At 66.7% G+C, this 23,970-nt stretch carries 1 protein-coding gene (cut by a window edge); it reads left to right on the top strand.

Features of this window, described 5'->3' with window-relative positions; all coding sequences use genetic code 11:
* A protein-coding gene (locus ACFQDI_RS23005) for a putative Ig domain-containing protein (protein WP_377171420.1) crosses the window boundary here: on the top strand, positions 1–23,970 show its 3' portion. Its footprint begins 6,618 nt before the window's first position; only the last 23,970 of its 30,588 coding nucleotides appear in the window; the start codon falls outside the window, past its left edge; its stop codon occupies positions 23,968–23,970.

The raw sequence follows: 23,970 nt of genomic DNA, 5'->3' as shown, positions 1-23,970 counted from the left end.
CAGACGACGATCACACGCAGCATCATCGTTTCCGCAGCGGTGACCTCCGCCTGCCCGACGCCGCTGAACCAGACCGCGGGCGGTGCCTACCTGGTGACGCGGCTGGGGCGCGATGTGCTGGGCGGTGAAAACAACGGGGTGGGCACCTGCCTTTACAACATGTCTCCCAACGGCCGCTGGGTCACGGGCATCCGCGTGGGCAAGAAGTCCTACGCCTTCCTGCTGAACACGCTCACGGATGTGAACGTGAACGTGCCGCTGCTGGACAGCGCGCATCCGTATGCGATGGGGCGCGATGTGAACGACAGCGGCGACGCGGTGGGCTATGAAAAATGGTCCGCTGGCAGCAAGCTGAGCATCGCGCCATGGTACTACAGCCAGGCAAGCGGCACGACGGTGAGGCTGCTGACGCCGTATGATTCAAACGCGAGCATGAGCGCCATCCCGTGCGCGCTGACGAGCGACAGCGCGTATGCCTTTGGCACGGTGGACGCAGACGGCCCCGGCGGCCCGGTGCTCTCCCAGGGCGGCTACTGGAACCTGAACACCCTTGCGTGGACGGCGATCTCCGGAGTGCGCGAGGTGGTGGACGCTTCTGCAGACGGCACAAAGCTGCTGGTGACGGACAGCAGCGGCGTGGGCAAGGTGCTGAGCGGCAGCCCGGCGGCGGGCTACAGCACGGTGCTGGTGACTTTCAGCGGCGGCTCGCTGAACGCGGGGCGCATCAGTCCAAATGGGCGCTACGTGGGCTCCAGCCAGAAGATCTCCGGGGTGCCGGTGCCGTTTGTGTACGACCTGCAGACGAGCACGCGCACAAACCTGCCGCGCATCCTGCCGCAGGACAGCCTGGGCGGCATCGTGGGGGCGATAAGCGACACGGGCCGTGTGCTGGGCACGCTGTACAGCAGCGCGTCCACGGGCAGCTTTGCGGTGATGTGGGACACGCCTGCGGACCTGTACACGAGGATCTCCGACCTGCTGGTGTCTGACGGGCATGTGGCGCAGGACAGCGCCTACTCCTACTGGAACATCTACAACGGCGGCGACGGCATCTCCGCAGACGGTACCATGATGGGCGTGTTTGGAGACAACCCCTACGGCCAGGAGGACTCGATGGTGTTCCAAAAGGTGGACGTGGCTGACTCTCGGCTCTGCCTGGGAAATGCGGTGTGGGCAGACACGAACCGCAACGGCATCAAGGACTACGGCGAGCCCGGAGCGGAGGGCGCGGTGGTGCACCTCTTCCACCCGGGCGCGGACGGTGTGCGCGGCGGCACGGGAGCGAATGCCGACTATGAAATCGGCACGCCGGTCACGATCACGAGCAGCGGGGTGTACACCTTCAGCGGCATTCCTTCGGGCAGCTACTATGTGCAGGTGGTGCCGCCTGAGTCTCTGCCGGTGACTTCCGGCGTGGTGGTGGCGCTGGACAACGGCGTGGACAATGACAACAACGGCATGCAGCCCGGCGGCCCGGGCACGCCGCTGTACAGCCCGATGATCACGCTGATCCCCGGAACGGAGTCGGTGAATGACGGCGACACGAACACGAACACGGACTTCACGGTGGACTTTGGCCTGAGCGACGGCGTGAGCCTGGGCGACCAAGTGTTTGCCGACATCAACGGCGACGGGATCTTCCAGCCCGCGACGGAGTCCGGGCAGGCAAACATCACGGTGCAGCTGCTGGACGCGGCGACGAACAACGTGCTGCTGACGACGACGACGGACGCGAGCGGCAAGTACTTCTTTGGCGGGCAGGCGCCGGGCACCTACCGGGTGAGCATCCCCACGCCGCCTGCGGCCTACACCTCCGCGACACTGACGGTCTATGAGGACAACGGGGTGGACAATGACAGCAACGGCTCGCAGAACGGCGGCGCCGGCACACCGACGATCAGCCCGGTGATCACGCTGGCGGCGGGCACGGAGCCGGGCTCTGCGGGGAGCACGAGCTTTGAAAACACCATCGACTTCGGCTTCCGCTCCTGCCCGGTGATCACGATGACGCCCACGACGCTGGCCAGCGGCACGGTGGGCAGCGCCTACACGCAGGCGATGAGCGCGAGCGGCAGCAGCGCCACCCCCTACACCTGGAGCACGTCTTCAGGCACATGGCCGGAAGGCCTGAGCCTGAGCAGCTCCGGCAGCATCACCGGTACGCCGACGGTCCCGACGAACGGGGTGAACGGCACAACGGTGACGGTGCGCGCCATGGATGCGACCACGTGCTTCCGGGACCAGGCGCTGAAGATCAAGGTGTGCCCGGTGATCACGGTGAACCCCGCCACGCTGCCTGCGCCGGTGATCGGTGCGCCATATGCGCAGACCATCACGACCACCGGCACCACGGCGATGCCGCTGGTGTTTAGCGCGACGGGCCTGCCAAGCTGGCTGTACCTGAACGCAAGCACGGGGGTGCTCTCCGGCACGCCGACGAACTCCACGGCGGTGACCTTTACGGTGACGGCCACGGACGCCAATCTCTGCTCCGCCTCGCGCACCTACACGCTGCCGCCGGTCTGCCCTGCGGTGACGATCACGCCGTCCGCGCCGCCGGTGGGCACGGTGGGGGTGCCCTACAGCCAGACCTTCAGCGCCTCGCCTACCTCCGGCCTGACGGGGCAGTACTTCTCGGGCACGGCCTTCAAGACGCTGCTGCTCACGCGCCAGGAGTCGGCGATCAACTATGACTGGGCGGCGGGCTCGCCGGATGCCACGGTGCCGGTGGACCAGTTCTCGGTGCGGTGGAGCGGCTTTGTGCGTCCGGCCACGACGGGCACCTACACCTTCCAGAGCACCAGCGACGACGGTGTGCGTGTGTGGGTGAACAACACGCTGGTGATCGACAAATGGATGGACCAGTCCGCGACGAACTACACGGCCACGGTGAACCTGACCGCAGGCGTGGTGGTGCCGATCCGGGTGGAGTATTACGAGGCCGGCGGCAGCGCGGTGATGAAGCTGCTCTGGTCCGGGCCCAACCTAACGCTGCAGCCGGTGACGGGCTGGCTGGACTATGTGTGGGGTGTGACCGGCGGTGTGCTGCCAGCGGGCCTGACGCTGAACGCGACCACGGGTGTGATCAGCGGTACGCCCACAGCGGCGAATGGCGTCGGCATCAGCCTGACCCTGACCGCAACGGATGCCAACGGCTGCGTGGGCTCCCAGGTCTGGCCTGCGCTGCAGATCTGCCCGGCTCTGAGCCTGAGCCCCGCGACGCTGCCACCTGCGACGGTGGGGCAGCTCTACACGCAGACGATTGCGGCCACGGGCGGCACGGCGCCTTACCAGTACACCGTGGTGAGCGGCACGCTGCCGTCCTGGTGCACGCTCAACGCCACGACCGGGAAGCTCTCCGGCACGCCGACGGACAACAGCCCCGGCAGCTTCACGGTGAAAGCCACGGACGCCAACGGCTGCGCGGTGACGCAGATCTACACGCTGGACCCACGCTGCACGATCTTCAGCGTGACGCCGGGCACGCTGCCCAGCGCCACTGCGGGCAGCGCCTACTCGCAGACCCTGACGACCAGCGGCGGCACCGGCCCCTACACCTACACGCTGAGCAGCGGCACGCTGCCTGCGGGCCTGACGCTCTCCAGCGGCGGTGTCATCAGCGGCACGGCCGCCACCGGAGACGGCAGCAAGACGAGCATCACGGTTTCCATCTCGGACTCACAGGGCTGCCTGGGAAGCACGACCTACCAGATCCAGGTATGCCCCGTCATCACCCTGAACCCGGCGACGCTGCCGGCGCCCTACCTGGGCCTGAGCTACACGCAGACGATCACCGCCAGCGGCACCGGGGCCACCCCGCTGACCTGGAGCGGCACGGGCCTGCCCGCATGGCTGAGCATCAACAGCAGCACGGGAGTGCTCAGCGGCACGGCCACGGCGAGCACGCCGGTGACCTTTACGCTGACCGCGACGGATGCTAACGGCTGCAAAGGCACGCGCAGCTACACGCTGACGCCCGTCTGCCCGGTGGTCACGGTGGGCGGCACCACGCCGGCAAACGGCTACCTCGGGCTGAGCTACGGGCAGAGCATCACCGCGAGCGGCGGCACGGCGCCTTACTCCTTTGTACTGGTGAGCGGCAGCCTGCCGCCGGGGCTGAGCCTGGCCAGCAACGGCAGCGTGAGCGGCACGCCGACGACGCTGGGCACCTACACGGTGACGGTGCGCGCGACGGACGCCTACAGCTGCCAGAGCAGCACGACGGCGGTGACTTACAACATCAAGGGCATGGGCCTGGGCAACCAGGTGTGGGTGGACATGAACGACGACGGGCTGAAGGGCGCGGCGGAGAGCGGCGTGCCGAACCTGCCGGTGCAGCTCTGGACGGCGGGGATCAACGGCGTGGTGAACAACGGCAGCGGTGATGATGTGCTGGTGGCCTCAACCACCACAGACGCCGACGGCCTCTACCTCTTCAACAACCTGACGCCCGCGACCTACTACGTGCGCATCCCCACGCCGCCGGTGTTTTACCCGAAGGTGAGCACCAGCCAGGTGAACCTGGACAACGGGGTGAACAATGACAACAACGGCATCCAGGCGGTGTCCGGCATCGCGGTGGTCACGCCGCTGATCACGTTGTACCCGAACACGGAACCCGGAGCAGGGGTGGACGGAGACGACACGGACATCGACAGCACCATCGACATCGGCTTTGCCAATGCGAACCCCTGCCAGATCACAAACCTGATCGACAACCCGAGCTTTGAGTTTCTGGGAACGACGAACGTGACAGGCGCGCCTGCGAGCGTGATGGGGTATGACGGCACGGGCACGGCGTTTGGCAGCGGCATCAACGCCTTCCAGTGGGTGGGCGGCACGAACGGCACCAGCGGTGTCGGCGAGCCGGTGCAGCGCGTGCAGGTCGCCGTGGGCAGCACAGGGTCCAAGGTCTCGTGGATGGAGAGTGTGAAGAGCCGCCATGGCAAGCGCATGGTGATGCTGCAGGGAACGAACTCGGCGGTGAACCTGATGCCTGCGGGCGGCGGCAGCTGGAGCAGCGTGCTGCAGGCGGGCAAGGAGTACGAGCTGAGCGTGTGGGCGGCCAACGCCACCTCCGGCGCGGCGTCCATCCTGTGGAATCTGGGCGCCAACGCGCAGATCTTTCAGATCATCACCGGAGCGACGCCGGGGCTCTACCAGTACTACACGGTGCCGCAGGGTGAAATGAGCGCGACGGCTCCGGGCGTGAGCCAGTGCTGCGGTTACAATGCGGGCACGGTGTCTTACTCGGCCTTTGGCGCCTCGGACTACAACAGCTGGACGGAGGCCACGGCAAACAGCACGCAGCCGCTGTGGCGCCAGTTCACCTACCATTTCCGTGTGGCCAACGGGGCCACGCAGTCGCAGATCGACACGGCGACGCTGGCGCTCTCCGGCGGCAGCAGCACCAACGCCGTGGCGGCGGACCTGGTGTATCTGTGCCAGGTGAACACCACGGCGACGCTGACCATCGGCAACCTAGTGTGGAATGACGCCAACAACAACGGCATCCGCGACACGGGGACGAATCCTGAGATCGGCATCAGCAGCGTGACGGTGGACCTCTTCCGCAGCACCAACGACGTCGCCGGAGATGCGGATGACCTGTGGATCGCCACGACGACGACGAACTCCGCCGGCGCCTACAACTTCACCGGCCTGGCAGACGGCAAGTATGTGGTGCGCGTGACGCCGCCTGCAAACATCCCGGCCACGGGCGGGAACGTCGTGGCGCTGGACAACGGGGTGAACAATGACAACAACGGCAGCCAGCCCGGCGGGCCGGGCACCTACATCTACAGCCCGGTGATCACCCTGGCCAGCGGCACGGAGCCGGTGAACGATGGCGACACGAATCCTGACACGGAGCTGAGCGTGGACTTCGGCCTGTTCTCCGGCATCCAGCTGGGCAACCAGCTCTTCATCGACGCCAACAACGACGGCGTCTTCAGCAGCGCGACTGAGACCGGCGTGGGCGCAGGGGTGAGGGTGGAGCTGCTGGACGGCACGGTGAACACGGTGATCACCAGCACCACGACGAACAGCTCCGGGGTGTACGGCTTCACGGTGTACCAGCCGGCGAGCTACCGCGTGCGCATCCCGACACCGCCTTCGGCCTACCCGCTGGCCTCCGGCGTGGTGAACAGCGCGGACGACGGGCGCGACAATGACAGCAACGGCATCCAGACCGGCGGCATCGGCACGGCGGTGATCAGCCCGGTGATCACGCTGACGGCGGGCGGCGAGCCCGGAAGCACGGGCAACTCGAACACGGAAAACACCATCGACTTCGGCTTCCGCGGCTGCCCGACGATCACCATCAGCCCCGGCACGGTGGCGGTGGCGACGCAGTATGTGGCCTACAATCCGCTGACGCTGACCTCCAGCGGCGGCTCGGGCGGGTATGTGTACGCCATCAGCAGCGGCGCGCTGCCGAGCGGCATGACGATGAACAGCGCGGGTGTGATCAGCGGCACGCCGGGGGCCTCCGCGGCACCGGGCAGCTACAGCTTCACGGTGCGCAGCACGGACAGCCAGGGCTGCTCCGGCACGCAAAACTACACGCTGACGCTGAGCAATGCGGTGGTGACGGTGAACCCAGCCACGCTGCCGGCCGCCACGCAGTATGCGGCCTACACGCAGAATCTGGCGGCCTCGGGCGGCACCTCCCCCTACACCTGGAGCTATGGGCCTTCCGCGCTGAGCGGTGCGGTGGCGTGGTGGCCGGGTGAAAGCGGAGCCACGGAAGTGGTGGCGGGCAACAACGGCGCGCTGATGAACGGCGTGGCCTTCACCACCGGGCTGGTGGGCGGCGCCTTCAGCTTTGACGGGGTGAATGATTACGCGCAGGTGGCGGACCAGTCGGTGATGCGCCCGGCGCAGATCTCCCTGGAGGCCTGGGTGCGCCCTGCGGGAGCGACGCCTGCGGCGGACCAGATCATCCTCGCGAAGACATCAAACGTCACCGCTCCGGCCAACGGCTATGGATTGATCCAGCGCAGCGGCGGCAGCACCGTGCGCTTCTTCATCAATGGCACGAGCTCGGTGGCAGGCACGTCTGAGTTTGTGGATGCGACGCTGGCGGTGGGAAGCTGGAGCCATGTGGTGGCCACGTATGACCTCAGCAACATCCGCATCTACGTCAACGGCGTGCAGATCGCCTCGAAGGCCTTCACCACGGCGGTGAACCATTCCACGCAGGCGCTGGTGATGGGCGGCAGCGCGACGGCGAGCACCTGCTGGAACGGCGCGCTGGATGAGGCGGTGATCTACAACCGGGCGCTGAGCTCTGCGGAGGCGCTGGCCCGCTACAGCATCACCACCAGCGGCAACAACGGCATGCCCGCCGGGCTGACGCTGGACACCACGACCGGCGTGCTGAGCGGCACGCCCACGGCGGTGCCTGCGAGCTATCCCTTCACCGTGCGCGCCACGGACGCCTACAGCGGCATCGGCCTGCGCAGCTACTCGCTGACGGTGGGCTGCCCGGCGCTGAGCATCTCCCCGGCCACGTTTGCCGATGCGCCCGAGTACGCGGCCTACACGGCGGTGACGATGACGGCCACGGGCGGCACGGCTCCGTACCAGTGGGACATCAGCAGCGGGGCGCTGCCCACGGGCATGAGCCTCAGCAGCGCGGGTGTGCTCAGCGGCACGCCGGGCTCCGCACCGGGCACGTACTCCTTCACGGTGCGTGCGCGTGACGCGAACAACTGCGTGAGCACGAAGGCGCTGAGCCTGAAGGTGACCTGCCCGACGATCTCGCTCACACCGGCGACGCTGCCGAATGCGCAGCAGTTTGCCTCCTACTCCGCCGTGCTGCTGGACGGCACGGGCGGCAGCTCTCCCTACACCTTCAGCATCCAGAGCGGCGCGCTGCCCACGGGCATGAGCCTGAGCAGCGCCGGCCTGCTGAGCGGCACGCCGACGGCGACGCCGGGAGACTACACGGTGGTGGTGAAGGGGACGGACAGCGCAAACTGCTCCGGCACGCGCAGCTACACGCTGCGTGTGACCTGCCCGGCGATCGCGCTCGCCCCCACGACGCTGCCAAACGGCCGCCAGTACCAGGCCTACAGCCAGACGCTGACGGCGAGCAACGGCAACAGCCCCTACACCTGGACGGTGGTCAGCGGCGCGCTGCCGACAGGGCTGACGCTGAGCAGCGCGGGCGTGATCAGCGGCACGCCGACGGCGGTGCCGGGCACCTACAGCTTCCGCGTGCAGACGACGGATGCGTTTGGCTGCACAGGCACGCGGGACTACTCCATCCTGTTTGACTGCCCGCTGATCACCATCACGCCGACGACGCTGCCGCAGGCCACGACGACGGTGGCCTACAGCCAGCAGCTCACGGCGACTGGCGGCTCCTCCCCCTACACCTGGACGCTGGCGTCCGGCACGCTGCCTTCCGGCATCACCTTCTCCTCCGCAGGGCTGATCAGCGGCACGACGTCCGCGGTGGGCTCGTTCAATTTCACGGTGCAGGCGAGCGACCTGAACGGCTGCGTGGTGCAGCAGGCGCTGGCGCTGGGGGTGAACTGCGCGGCGATCACGATCTCCCCCTCGTCGCTGCCCACGGCGACGGTGGGCACGGCTTACTCGCAGCAGTTCAGCGCGAGCGGCGGCGTGGGCACGAAGACGTGGACGGTGAAGTCCGGCACGCTGCCAGCGGGCCTGACGCTGAGCACGGCCGGCCTGCTGAGCGGCACGCCCACAGACACGGCGGGCACCTTCAATTTCACGATCCAGGCGATGGATCAGAACAACTGCCCCGGCACCTTTGCCTGCACGCTGACGCTGCAGTGCCCCACGGTCACCATCACGCCGAGCAGCGTGCCGAGCGGTACGGTGGCCACCAGCTACTCCACGACGCTGACGGCCTCCGGCGCCACGGCTCCCTACACCTGGACGCTGCAGTCTGGCAGCAGCCTGCCGCCGGGCCTGGCGCTGAGCACGGCGGGTGTCATCAGCGGCACTCCGACGGCGCCGGGCAGCTACAGCTTTGGGGTGACGGCACGCGGCGCGTATGCCTGCACAGGCACGACGACCATCACCATGACGGTGAACTGCTCCACACTGGCGCTGAGCCCCACGAGCCTGGGCTCGGGCTACCGCGGTCTGTCCTACAGCCAGACGGTGACGGCGAGCGGGGGCATCAGCCCTTACACGTATTCGGTGACGGCGGGCAGCCTGCCACCGGGGGTGACGCTGAACAGCACCACCGGAGCCATCAGCGGCACGCCGACGGCGGCGGGCAGCTACAGCTTTACTGTGCGTGCGGTGGACAGCGCGACGTGCTCCGGCACGCGCGACTACATCGCGGTGATCAATGGTCTCACCCTGGGCAACCTGGTGTGGCAGGACACGGACCAGAGCGGCACCAAGGACGTGGGAGAGCTGGGCATCGGCAGCGTGTCTCTGCAGCTTTTCTCCACGACGGACTCGGTGATCGGCAACGGGGATGATGTGTCCCAGGGCACAACGACGACGGACGGCACGGGGGCGTATGCCTTTACCGGGCTGGCTCCGGGGAAATACTTTGTGAAGATCGCCACGCCGCCCACGGCCTACCCGCTGTCCTCCGGACCGCAGGTGAACCTGGACAACGGGGTGGACAATGACAACAACGGCATCCAGGCCGGCGGCGTGGGCACGGCCATCGTCAGCCCGGTGGTCACACTGGCGGTGGGGCGTGAGCCCGGAGATGTGGCGGGCGGCATCGACGCGGACAACACGGTGGACTTTGCGCTGCGCGCGGTGCCCGCGTCTCTGGCAAACCTGCTGGAGTACGACCTGAACACGAGCAGCGGCGGCCTGCCGGCACCGCCGAGCTTCAAGAACTCCGCCGTGGTGAACGCGGCGAAGATCCAGATCGAGGACGACATGAACGGCCTCACGGACATCAGCGAACCGACGAACAACGGGCCGATCCGCAGCGGTGCGCTCTCCCGCCGCATGCGCGACTGGGACGCGGCGTATGACACGGGCTACAACGCGGTGCCGAGCTCGCTGGTGCAGCGGCCGGACAGCTTGTGGATCCGCTTTGACATGGACCCGACGGCGACGGGGAACATCGGCAACCTGCTGTTTGATGTGTACCGCGTGGGCACGACGGCGCCGGTGCAGGGGAAGGTCTTCCTCTCCTGGCTGGACGGCACGACCATGCGCACGGTGACGACGAACGTCTTCCAGCTTTCCGCCACGGGCTCGTGGTACTCGATGAACCTGGCATGGACGAACTCCATCGGCGGGGCGTCCACGCTGCCGACGGGTGCCGACCTGGCAGGGAAGTCCTTCATGCTGGAAGTCTACCTGTGGGGCGGAGACGGCTCCGGGTACATCGACATCGACAACATCCTGCTGCAGGGCAGCGCGACGACGAACCCGCAGTCGCTGGCGATCGGTGACTTTGTGTGGGCGGACACCAACGGCAACGGCATCAAGAACCCACGCGAGCCGGGCCTGCAAAACGTCACGGTGCAGCTCTACAAGGCCGGTGCGGACAACACGGCCAACACCGGCGATGACACGCTGGCCGCCACGACGACGACGGATGCGAACGGCTACTACCTCTTCAGCGGGCTGACGGCGGGCAACTACTTTGTGAAGCTGCCGACGCCAGACCCGATGTGGCCGACGGCCTCTCCGGGGGTGAACCTGGACAACGGGGTGGACAATGACAGCAACGGCATCCAGCCCGGCGGCTCGGGCACGGCGGTGTCCAGCCCGGTGATCAACCTGGCCCTGGGCAAGGAACCGGGGAACCTGGCCAGCGGCGGCGGCAACCAGGACATGACGGTGGACTTTGGCTTCAGCGCGGCGATGACGATGGGCAACCTGGTGTTCTCCGACCTGAACAACAACGGCCTGCTGGACGCGGGCGAGACGGGAGTGGCCGGTGCGCAGCTGGAGATTTACACCTCCACCGACTCGACGGTGAACAACGGAGATGATGTGAAGGTGGGGACGACCTTTACCACGGGCAGCGACGGCCTCTACAGCTTCACCGGACTGAGCACGGGCAAGTACTACATCAAGCTGACGCCGCCGATCACGCACCCGCGCCGCAGCACGACGAGCAGCAATGCGGACAACGGCATCGACAACGACAGCAACGGCGTGACGCAGTCCGCCACAGGTGCGCCGATCTATTCTCCGATGATCACGCTCTCCGCGCTGACGGAGCCGGGCAACCTGGTGGCGCCGTTTGGCAGCAACGTGGACAACACGATCGACTTCGGCCTGCGGCCGACCTTCTGCCGAATCGGCAACCTGATTTACAAAGACGCGAACAACAACGGCGTGTATGACGCGGGCGAAGGCATCGGCGGGGTGCGTGTGGAGCTGCTGAACAGCGCGGGCTCGTTTGTGGCCAGCACCACCTCCAGCACGACCTCCGGCAAGGTGGGGCAGTACCTCTTCAGCAACGTGGTGCCGGGCTCATACTACGTGCGTGTGCCTGCCTCCGAGTTTGCCACGGGCAAGGCGCTGGTGAACACGGTCTCGATCTTCCCTTCCAGCTCCACGGACAATGATGTGGACGACAACATCGTGGGGAATGACGACGGCATCGACAACGCGCAGCCTGCGGTGAACGGCATCAGCAGCGCGCTGATCTCGCTGACGGACAGCGGCGAGCCGATCAACACGAACGGTGAGAGCGGCGCCTTCAACACCATCGACGACTCCGACGACAACAACGGCAACATGACGATCGACTTCGGCTTCAAGTCGAGCGGGCCGAGCGCGACGGGCTGCTACCACTTCCTGGCGATGGACAGCAACGCGGACGGTGTGCTGAGCGGAGCCACGGAGTGGACGCCGGCGCAGGCGTATGATTTCAGCTACACGCAGGGCGGGGTGGCCACGATGAGCAAGGCGGACGTGATCTATGACGCCGCTCTGAGCCGCCTGAACGTGGACCTGACGTTTGCGCAGATCGGTGCCTCCAAGGTGGACGCGCTGTGGTTCCTCGTCAGCACGGGGGGCAACCCCGCGACGGCGGACCACGCCATCGTGTATGTGGACGGCATCACGCGCAGCAGCCCGGTGGTGACGATCTACAAGTACGACACGACGCTGGGCTACCAGAGCTGGCAGACGGCGGCGAACCTGATGGTGAGCACGGCGGCCGGAAACATCACGGCAGGGGACGTGCTGCTGAACAAGGTGACGGAGGCGGGCAGCAGCGTGCGCTTCCAGTGCGTGATCGATGTGAGCCGCGTGAACAATGCGACGAACTGGAGCGCGATGGGGGTGAACTCCGGGACGTGGGAAGGCATCCAGACGGGCGGCAGCTCGGGCGTCGTGCTGCACATGGTGGATCTGGCGAGCGCACCGACGTATGACAGCAACGGGGCGCTGACGGCCTTCAGCTACACACCGGGAGTGACGGAGGGCTCGTTTGCGACGGATGCCTCCGGGGTGCTCACCATCGCGACGGAGCCGTGCTCGGTCTCGCCCTGGGTGAACGTGGGCAACCTGGTGTGGAATGACGCCAACAGCAACGGCCTGCGCGACAGCGGTGAGCTGGGGATCAGCGGTGCGACGGTGCAGCTCTTCAGCCCGGGTGCGGACAATGCGATCGGCGGCACGGGCGCGAATGCGGACACGCAGGTGGGCGCGAGCGTGCTGAGCAGCAGCGCGGGTGCGTATGCCTTTACGAACCTGGTGCCGGGCAAATACTACGTGCGTGTGACGCCGACGGTGAGCGTGCCGGGAGTGAGCAGCGTGGTGGTGACGCTGGACAATGACGTGGACAATGACAACAACGGCAGCCAGCCTGGCGGCCCGGGCACGTTTGTGTACAGCCCGGTGGTGGACCTGCAGGTGGGCGCGGAGCCGCCGACAGCGGTGGACGGAGACGGCACCAATGGCAACAACACCATCGACTTCGGCCTCTTCACCGGCATCACCGTGGGTGACCTGGTGTGGAATGACACCAACAACAACGGCCTGAAGGACACGACGGAGACCGGCGTGAGCGGTGTGCAGGCGGACCTCATGAGCCCCGGCGCGGACAACGCGGTGGGCGGCACGGGCTCGAATGCGGACACGGTGCTGCAGACGACCTCCACGCTGAGCAGCGGCTCCTACAGCTTCAAGGTTTACACGGGTGGCAACTACTACGTGCGCCTGACGCCGCCCGCCGCCTACTCGCTGGCCAGCAGCGTGGTGGTGACTGCGGACAACGGCGTGAACAATGACAGCAACGGCAGCCAGCCGGGCGGTGCGGGCACGGTGGTCAGCAGCATGGTGTTTGCCCTGACTCCGGGCGGCGAGCCCGGCACCAGCGGCCTGACGAACACGGAAAACACCATCGACTTTGGCCTGCGCTCCTGCCCGACGATGACGCTGACGCCGACGACGCTGGCGAATGCGCTGAAGGGCTCCAGCTATTCGGCCACCTTCAGCGCGGCAGGCGGAAACTCCCCCTACACCTGGAGCGTGGCCACGGGCAGCACGCTGCCGGGCGGGCTGGCGCTCTCCAGTGGCGGGGTGCTGAGCGGCACGCCGACGGCGGCGACCGGGACTTACAGCTTTACCGTGAAGGTGGTGGACGCCTCCGGCTGCTCCGCCACGCAGGCGATGTCTCTGACGGTGGTGTGCCCGACGCTGACGCTCTCGCCGACAGCGCTGGCCTCGGTGGCGCAAAACACGGCCTTCAGCCAGCAGTTCTCCACCACGGGGGGCACGGCGGCCTACACCTACACGAAGGCCTCCGGCACGCTGCCTGCGGGCGCGACGCTCTCCACCGGCGGTCTGCTTTCCGGCACCATCACGGGGGCGCCGGGCACCTACAGTTTTGTCATCCGCTCCACGGATGCGAACGGCTGCTCTCTGGACACCTCCTTCACCTGGGTGGTCACCTGCCCGGCGCTCTCCCTGTCTCCGGGCAGCGTGCCTGCGGCGACGCAGTATGCGGCCTACACGGGGCAGACGCTGACGGCGAGCGGCGGCACCGCCCCGTATGTCTGGAGCTTTACCGGCACGATGCCCACGGGCATGACGCTGAGCAGCGGCGGGGTGCTGAGCGGCACGCCTTCCAGCGCACCGGGCAGCTACAACATCACTGTGACCGCCACGGATGTGAACGGCTGCGCGAAGTCCGGGGTGTATGCCATCACGGTGAACTGCCCGTCCTTCACCATCACCGCGCCGACCTTCCCGAGCGCGTCGAAGAATGTGGTGTACCCGAACCAGCAGCTCAGCGCGAGCGGCGGCACCTCGCCCTACACCTGGACGATCATCTCCGGGGCGCTGCCTGCGGGCATGTCCATGAGCACGGCGGGTCTGATCTCCGGCACGCCGACGGCGGCGCCTGCCACCTACAATTTCACGGTGAAGGCCACGGACAGCGTGAACTGCTCGGCCACGAAGGCGCTGGCGATCACCATCGCCTGCCCGACGCTGACGATCACGCCGGCGACGCTGCCTGCGGGCGTGCAGTATGCGGCCTACAGCCAGACGCTGACAGCGGCGAACGGCACCAGCCCCTACACGTGGAGCCTGGCCTCGGGCGTGCTGCCCACGGGCATGAGCCTGAGCAGCGGCGGGGTGCTGAGCGGCACACCGACGAGCCTGGGCAGCTACACCTTTGTGGTGAGGGCCACGGATGCGGACAACTGCTCCTCCACGCAGTCCTACACCTTCACGGTGAACTATCCGCCGATCTTCATCACGCCGTCCACGCTGGCAAATGCGACACGGCTGGTGCCTTACTTCACGCAGCTCACCGCCACCGGTGGTACGGCGCCTTACACCTTCAGCAAGCTGACGGGCAACCTGCCAGCGGGGCTGTCCATCTCCACGGCGGGCGCGATCTCCGGCACGACCACCGCAGCCCCCGGCACCTACTCCTTCACGGTGCAGGCGCTGGATGTGAACGGCGCACCGGGCACGCAGCCCTACACCATCACCATCCTCTGCCCGACGATGACGATCTCCCCGACGACGCTGAGCAACGGCGTGGTGGGCACGGCCTACTCGGCCTCCCTCACCGTCTCCGGCGGCAGCGCCCCCTACACCTGGAGCGTGGCCAGCGGCACGCTGCCGGCGGGGCTTTCGATGAGCGCGAGCGGCCTGATCTCCGGCACGCCGACGCAGGCGACGACGGCGTCCTTCACGGTGCAGGCGGTGGATTCCTTCAACTGCTCCACCACACGGATCTACACGCTGGCGGTGAACTGCCCGAGCGTGAGCATCACGCCGGCCACGCTGCAGAGCGCGTACTACGGCATCCCCTACAGCCAGCAGCTCACCTCCGGCGGCGGCACGGGACCGTACACGTATGCGGTGATCGCGGGCTCTCCGCCGGCGGGCATCACGGTGTCCAGCAGCGGGCTGATCTCCGGCTCTGCGCAGGTGTATGGCACGGCCAGCTTCACGGTGCGCAGCACGGATGCGAACAACTGCTCCGCCACGCAGTCCTACTCGCTGCTGGTGAAGGGGCTCAGCATCGGTGACACGGTGTATGAGGACAGCAACTTCAACGGCCTGCGCGATGTGGGCGAGGCGGGGCTCAGCGGCATCACGGTGGAGCTGTGGGATCCGGGCGCCGACCACGCGATCGGCGGCAGCGGACCGAACAGCGACCTGATGCTGAGCAGCACGACGACGAACGGCGCGGGCCAGTACAACTTCACGAACCTGCAGCCGGGCACCTTCTTCATGCGCGTGCTGATGCCGTCTGAGCTCAACATCATCGGCGGCAATCCGGTGAACCTGGACAACGGCGTGGACAATGACAACAACGCGGCCTCCCAGCCGGGCGGCCCGGGCACGCCGGTCTTCTCCCCCGTGATCACGCTGACCACCGGCGGGGAGCCGACGGTGGACGACGGAGACGCGGACACGGACTACACCGTGGACTTCGGCCTCTTCCGCGGCATGAACGTGGGCAACCTGGTGTGGCAGGACACGAATGACAACGGAGTGCGCGACAACGGAGAGCCGGGGATCGACGGCGTGGCCGTGGAGCTCTGGAACGTGGGCGCGGACGGCAGCATCGGCGGCACGGATGACGTGCTGCTGAAAACGACGACGACGAGCGCCGGCGGTGCCTACCTCTTCACCTCGGTGCCGCCGCTGAAGGTGTACGTGCGCCTCCCACGGCCGCCTGCGGCGCAGCCGCTCTCCAGCAGCAACACGACCTTTGCCGACAACGGCGTGGACAATGATGACAACGGCCTGCAGCTCAGCGGCGGCGCGGTGAACAGCCCCGTGATCACCCTGACTGCGGCGGACGAGCCCGGCACCGGCGGCGGCACGTACAATGAGACGACGATCGACTTCGGCTTTGTGAATGTGACGCCGAGTGTCTATGTCTCCGCCACGCAGGCGGACAGCATCCAGGCCTTCAACTCCAGCACGGGGCTCTACGCGGGCTCGCTGGTGCCTGCGTTTGGCAACAGCCTGAGCCAGGGCAATGCGGACTACGGCGACGTGCCCTACGGCATGGAGCAGGGCCCGGATGGCAACTGGTATGTGGCACACTACGGCGCCAGCAACCTGCGCAAGATCAGCCCCACCGGTACGGACCTGGGGCTGGCGCTGGACAACAGCGCCACGAGCATGAGCCTGGTGACGCAGTTTGCCATCGGCCCGGACGGCAACTTCTATGTCTTTGATCTGAACGGCGGCCGTGTGGTGCGCTTCCAGGGGCCGAAGGGGCTGAACCCCGGCAAGCCCATCGGCGCCTCCGCTCCCTACACCTTCATCACCCAGGCGGGTGTGGAGGACATGAACTTCGGGCCGGACGGCAACCTCTACCTGGTGGTGCAGACGAGCGACACGCGCGAGGTGCGCCGCTACAGCACCACGACGGGGGAGCTGCTGAACACGATCGTGACGGACACGCAGCTGGTGGCCATGGTGCCGGGCGGCAGCTCCATCGCGCTGATCTCGGGCATCGACATCGAAGGCAGCACGCTCTACGGCATCAACCGCACTGACGGTGAGGTCTTCAAGATCGACCTCAGCACGCCGGCCGCGCCGGGGCTGCCGCAGCTCATCGCCACGCTCTCCAGCGCGGGCAGGGGAGAGGTGGACACGCGTGACGTGGAGTTCAACCCCTCGAACAACCAGATCTACATCACCGGCTACAGCTGGGGCAAGCCGGTCAACGCGGGCACCTACAACACCGGGGCGCTGATCCGTGTGGACATCGCCGGCGCGCCAAACGGCACGGTCAATGTGTTTGAAGTGCCGATCCCGCGGCCGCCGGGTCCGAACTTTGAAATCTGGTCGGGGCCGCGTGACCTGGCGATCGGGCGTCCCTACGCGCCGCTGCCAGACTCGGTGGCCATCGGCTCGCTGGTGTGGAATGACGCCAACGCCAACGGCATCCAGGATGCGGCTGAGCTCGGCATCCCCGGGGTGCGTGTGGAGCTGTGGAGGGATGTGAACGGCGATTCGGCCGACGGTGCGGAATTCCTCGTGGGCTGGACCTACACGGACAACAAGGGCTTCTACTACTTCTCCGGCCAGGCTCCGGGGGTGTACCAGGTGCAGATCCCCGAGTCGAACTTTGTGGATGGCCTGCCGCTGGCGGGCAGCGGGTACAGCAGCCCGATCTCGTCCGTGCTGGATGACCAGATCGACGGTGATGACAGCGGCCGCCAGCCGGGCGGGCCGAAGACGGTGGTGAAGAGTCCGCTGATCACGCTGACACCTGGCGCCGAGCCTGTGGGGAATGGCAGCTCCGGTGCGGAGTTTGCGCCTGGCGGCGAGCTGGACAACTACACGGTGGACGCCAACGGGGACATGACGGTGGACTTCGGCTTTGTGGAGCCGGGCATCATGGGCATCGGCAACCTGGTGTTTGTGGATGACAACGGCAACAACCGCTTTGACGTGGGCGAAGGCCGTGATGGTGTGACCATCGAGCTCTACCGCTGGGGAGACACGGCGGGTGTGACGACGCCGGTGGCCACGGCGGTGACGGCGAACGGCGGTCTCTACCTCTTCAGCAACCTGTGGCAGGGCCAGTACTTCATCCACCTGCCGGCCTACCAGTTTGAGGTCACGGGCAATCTGCGCGGCCTTTACAGCCTGCCTGTCATTGCTGCGGGGGATGACAACACCGGCCAGGATGCGCTGCCTTCCGAAACGCCGTGGATCACTGGCGTGAGCACGGGCATCATCAACCTGATCCGTGACCAGGCGCCGACGGACGACGGCACTGAGACGGGCTTTGACTCCTCGACGGACCTCAATGACATCAACATAGACCTCACGGAGGACATCGGCCTCTTCCGCCCGGTGGCGCTGGGGAACATGGTCTTTGCGGACAACAACTCGAACGGGCACTACGACACGGGCGAGGGCATCCCCGGAGTGAAGGTGGAGATCTACACGGACACGCAGTTCCCCGAGGTGGACAATCCGCTGGACATCACCACGACGGACTCTGCGGGCCGCTACGGCTTCAACTTCCTGCGCCCGGGCAACTACCTGGTGCATGTGCCGTCCTCGCAGTTCCAGGAGGGGGCGCCGCTGTACCAGCGCATCAGCATCCTCGAAGGTCTGGTGGGGGATGACGACGTGGGCGAAGACGGTGTGAATGACGGTCTGCCGACGGACAACGGCGTGTCCTCCCTGGTGATCAGCCTCTACCCTGGCAACGCACCGACGAATGACAGCGGTGAGACGGGCTTTGAGTACACGTCTGACGACCAGAACGACGCGGCGATCGACCTGACGATCGACTTCGGCTTCCAGACACCTGTGGGCGTGGGCAACCTGGTGTTTGTGGACAAGAACAAGAACGGCAAGGCGGACACGGGTGAAGGCGTGGACGGAGTGACGGTGGAGCTCTACCGCAGCAGCCAGACGCCGGGCTTTGGCGTGCCGCTCTTCAGCACGATCACCAGCAGCGGCGGCAAGTACTTCTTCAATGCGCTGCCTGCCGGAGACTATGTGCTGCACATTCCGTATTCGGAGTTTGAGCCCGGGCGTTCGCTCAACGGCCTGACCTCGCTGGCGGGCGTCAGCAGCGCCTCGGCGGCGCTGGATGACGATGTGCCGGGCAGTGAAAACGGCATCGATGACGCCTCTCCGTTCCTCAACGGCATCAGCAGCGCGGTCTTCACGCTGGCGGTGGACACAGAGCCGACGGACGACACGGGCGAGAGCGGCGCGTTCAACGACATCGACTCGTTTGACGACAACAACTTTGACCTGACGATCGACTTCGGCTTTGAATCCAACAACCCGAACGGCGTGGGCGTGGGCAACCTGGTGTTTGCGGACCTCAACGGCAACGGTTTCTATGACGCCGGTGAAGGCGTGGACGGCGTGAAGGTGCAGCTCTTCAACGCGGCTGCGGACGTGCATGCGGCCAATCCGCTGGCCACGATGTACACCAACAACGGCGGCACCTACATGTTCAGCAACCTGGTGGAGGGAGACTACAAGGTCTTCATCCCGGCGTCTGAATTTGCCGCAGGCAAGGCGCTCTATGGCTGGCGCTCGCTGCCGGGAGACGGCGCGGACAACGGCGTGGATGACAACGCCGACGAGAACGGCATCGATGTGGAAGATCCGGCCATGACGGGCGTGGAGTCTGCGGCCTTCAACCTGGCGCCGGGGCAGGAGCCGACGGATTCGCTGGGTGAGTACGGCGGCTATGCCTACATGGACAATGTGAATGACGCGAACACGGACCTGACGTTCGACTTCGGCTTCTTCCGCTCCGTGGCGGTGGGGAACCTGGTGTTCCTGGATGTGAACTACAACAGCCGTGCGGATGCCGGCGAAGGAGTGGGCGGTGTCACGCTGGAGCTGTACAAGGAGGGTGCGTTCATTCCGTTTGATGCGCCGGTGGCCACCACGACCACGAACTCTGACGGCAGCTACCTCTTTGCCGATCTGGCACCGGGCCGCTACTTTGTGCGCGTGCCTTCATGGCAGTTTGACTTTGGCGGGCAGCTCTACGGCTACGCCAGCATCCTGGACACGCAGATCGGGGATGACAACCTGGGTGAGGACGGCCTGGACGACGGCACGCCTGCGATCAACGGCATCCAGACGGCGGTGTTTGAGCTGACACCGACGAATGCGCCGACGGGCAGCCAGGAAGCCGGCTACCAGGGCAGCAGCGACGACATCAATGATGCGTCCACAAACCTCACCATCGACCTCGGCTTTGTGCCGCGCTCGGGCGTGGGCAATGTGATCTTCAACGACCTGAACAACGACGCCCTGTTTGACCCGGCCACGGAGTACGGCATCGACGGCGTCACCGTGGAGCTGTGGTCCGGCAGCGCCAGCGCGACGAAGGCCGTGGGCAGGGCGACGACGTATGGCGGGGGCCAGTACAGCTTCAGCGTGGCGCCGGGCAGCTACTATGTGAAGATCCCTGCCAGCAACTTCCAGGAAGGCGGCGTTCTGGCAAACCTGGTGCCTTCAAAACCCGCTGGCTACGCGCAGCCCACGACCACCGCCGGAGACGATGATGCCGGGCAGGACGGCTACACCACGGGCGGTGTGCTCACGGATGGCGCACGCACGCCGGCCTTTACGCTGGTGCCCAACAATGCGCCGACGGCGGCCACCACGGAGACGGGCTACTACTCCGAGAGCGATGACTTTGACGACGCCAACGAGGACCTGACGGTGGACCTGGGCTTTGCGCCGAAGCCGCTCAGCGTGGGCAACCTGATCTTCCGCGACATGAACTCCAACGGCCGCTACGACAGCCAGGACTTTGGCGTGGCGGGAGTGAAGGTGCGCCTCTTCAAGGTGGGTGACAATCCGGCCACCAGCACGCCGGTGATGGAGACGACCACGAACATCGACGGCAGCTTCCTGCTGAACACGTATGAGGAAGGGCAGTACTTCCTGCAGGTCCCGGCCTCGCAGTTTGCCAGCGGTGCGGCGCTCTACGGCACCAGCCCGGTGTCCGGCTTTGGCGGTGACGACGGCAAGGATGATGATGTGGACGAAAACGGCCTGGACGCCGCCAACCCGGCGAGCACGGGCGTGAACTCCACGGTCTTTGCGCTGGCCTACGGCACGGAGCCGGAGGGCGAGGCGGGCTTCCTCAGCTCGATGGACACCTACAATGACGCAGATGCGGACCTGACGGTGGACATGGGCTTTGCGGGCGGCACGCTGCCGAGCCTGATGAACATCGGCAACCTGGTCTTCAACGACGTGAACAACAACGGCGTGGCGGACGCGGGCGAAGGGGTGCCGGGCGTGTGGATGCTGCTGTATGCAGGCAGCGGCACGGCGGGCTCCACCAGCTACATCCGCAGCACGGTCACAGATTCCAACGGTCGCTACTTCTTCACCAACCTGAGCCCGGGCATTTACACCGTCCATGTGGCTGCGGACAACTTCAAGGCCTCCATCAGCATCAACGGCGGGCCGGTGGGTCCGGGGCCGCTGCACAAGATGATGTCGCTGCGCGGCAGCCAGACCACGACCGGGGACGACAACCTGGGCGAGGACGGCATCGACTCGCAGAACCCCGAGCAGGTGGGCATCACGGCAAGGCCGGTGACGCTGGTGGCGAATGCCGCGCCGACGGGGGCGCAGGAGGGCGGCTTCCAGGGCACGTCGGACGACGCCAATGACGCGAACACGGACCTGACGATCGACTTCGGCTTTGCCACACGCCTGGGCGTGGGGAACCTGGTCTTCCGTGACGCCAACGCGGACGGCAAATACCAGGCGGGCGTGGACACGGGCCTCGCGGGCGTGAATGTGGAGCTGGTGTACAATGACGGCGCGGGCGGCGCGGACACCGCCGTGGTCAGCACCACGACGGATGCCAACGGCGGCTACCTCATGTATGCGCCGCCGGCCGTGTCTCCGCAGAGCTACAAGGTGCGCATCCCTGCCGCGCAGTTTGCCGCGGGCAGTGTGCTCAACTTCCTGGTGCCGAGCACGCTGACGACGAACGGCAATGACGACAATGTGAACCAGAACGCGCAGCCTGCTTCCAGCCCTGAGACCACGGGGGCGGTCACCGCCGGATTCTCCCTGGTGGCGGGCACGCTGCCGACGGATGCCGATGGCCGCGAGGCGGGCTATGACAAGGCCAGCGACAACGCGGACGACGCGAACATCGACCTCACGATCGACCTGGGGCTGAAGGCCAAGGCCATCATGGTGGGCAACCTGGTCTTCCGCGACGCCAACCTGAACGGCACGTATGAGTCGGGCATCGATGTGCCGCTCTCCGGCGTGACGGTGCGGCTCTTCCAGCAGGCGCAGGCGGTGACGGACACGCCGGTGTCCGAGGCTGTGACGGCGGCGGACGGCACCTACCTGCTGTATGCCACCTCTCCGGCGGCCTACTACGTGCATATTCCTGCCAGCATGTTTGCCGCAGGTGCGCCGCTCTATGGAATGACCTCGGTGGCAGGCACGGGCAACGTGCAGCTGACGACCAACGCCGACACGAACAAGGACGACCGCTTTGATGAAAACGGCAGCGACGCCACGCAGCCTGACGCCACCGGCATCTCCTCCGGGCTCATCAACCTGGCCTACGGCACCATGCCGCTGAACAGCAGCGTGACCTCCGCCACGGGTGAAAACGGCTTCCAGGCCTTCATGGACGACGCTGCGGATGACTCGGGCATGATGACGGTGGACTTCGGCTTCCTGGGCGGCACGGGCGCGCCGAATGCGGTGGAGGTGAAGCGCAACCTGGCGACGAACCCGGCCACGACGACGACTGACAGCGCCTCCACCTTCACGGCATGGCAGACGCAGAACAGCCTGGGCGGCCTCAATGGCCCGAACGATGATCCGGATGCGGACGGGCAGGCCAACCTGCTGGAGTACGCGCTGGGCACGGCGGGCGGCAGCGGCCTGGGGGCTGCGCGCTTCACGCTGGTGGACAACACGGTGACGGGCGCGATCGACGCCGTGCTCACACGGCCTGCGGGCACGCATGCGGACCTGCGCTACATCCTGGAAGCCAGCAGCGATCTCAGCACCTGGACGGCGCTGTCCCTCACGCCTGTGACCACGGCCAATGCCGACAAGACCGAAACGCTGCGCTACGGCGGCGTGGAGGCCGCCTTCAACGGTGCGGCGCGCGGCTTCCTGCGCCTGAAGGTGGCGCTGGACGCCAACCTGGACGGCACGCCTGAGGCCACGGCCACCACGGCGGTGCAGGGCTGGGCGCGCATGCCGTTTGCGGCGGGCCGTGCCTCGCTCTCCATGCCGCTGCTGCTGCCTGCCATCTGCACCGGCCAGGTCAGCTCTGTGAGCGACCGCACGGTGGTGCTGAGCCTGGGCAGCGGAGACATCCGCACGGTGCTGCAGAATGGTGTGAGCTACTATGTGGAAGTGCTGAGCGGTGCGCTGAAGGGCCGCACGTATGAGGTGGACGCCGCCGCCTCCGCCACGAGCCTGACTCTGGGCACCAGCGCCGACAGCACTCTGGCGGGTGCGCGCATCAGCCTGCGTCCGCACTGGACGCTGGGTGCGCTGCTGCCGGTGACGAGCCTGCAGCCTGCCGCCACGGCGGACGCGGCAGACCGCGTCATGTTCTTTGACAGCGCCAGCGGCCAGTTCCAGATCGACTGGCTGCAGGCCACGGCCTCCGGTGCGCAGTGGGTGCGGGATGGCGACGCCGCGCTCTCCAACGACGCCGCGCGCATCATCCCGCCGCAGACGGGCATGCTGGTGCAGGTGCGCAGCACGGCAGCCACGCTGACGCTGCTGGGCGAGGTGCGCACGACGGCGCTGGCGCTGCCGCAGACGGCGGGCACCACGCTGCGCGGCACGGGTCTGGCCACGGCGCAGGCTCCGGGCACGCTGCCCTTTGCCGCGGGCTCACGCCTGCGCCTGTGGAGCGGGGACACGGACGCCACCACGGCGGTGTACCAGAACTACCTGCTCAATGCGCAGTCCCAGTGGGTGGATGAGACCACCGGGCTGGAGGTGACGAACCTGCCGCTGCTGGACGCCTTCCGCGCCTTCTTCCTGGTGAAGCCGTAA

The organism is Prosthecobacter fluviatilis (genome assembly GCF_042655725.1).
GTDB lineage: Bacteria > Verrucomicrobiota > Verrucomicrobiia > Verrucomicrobiales > Verrucomicrobiaceae > Prosthecobacter > Prosthecobacter fluviatilis.
The sequence above is the reverse complement of the archived record's forward strand: the minus strand, read 5'-3'. Positions and strand labels throughout refer to the sequence as shown.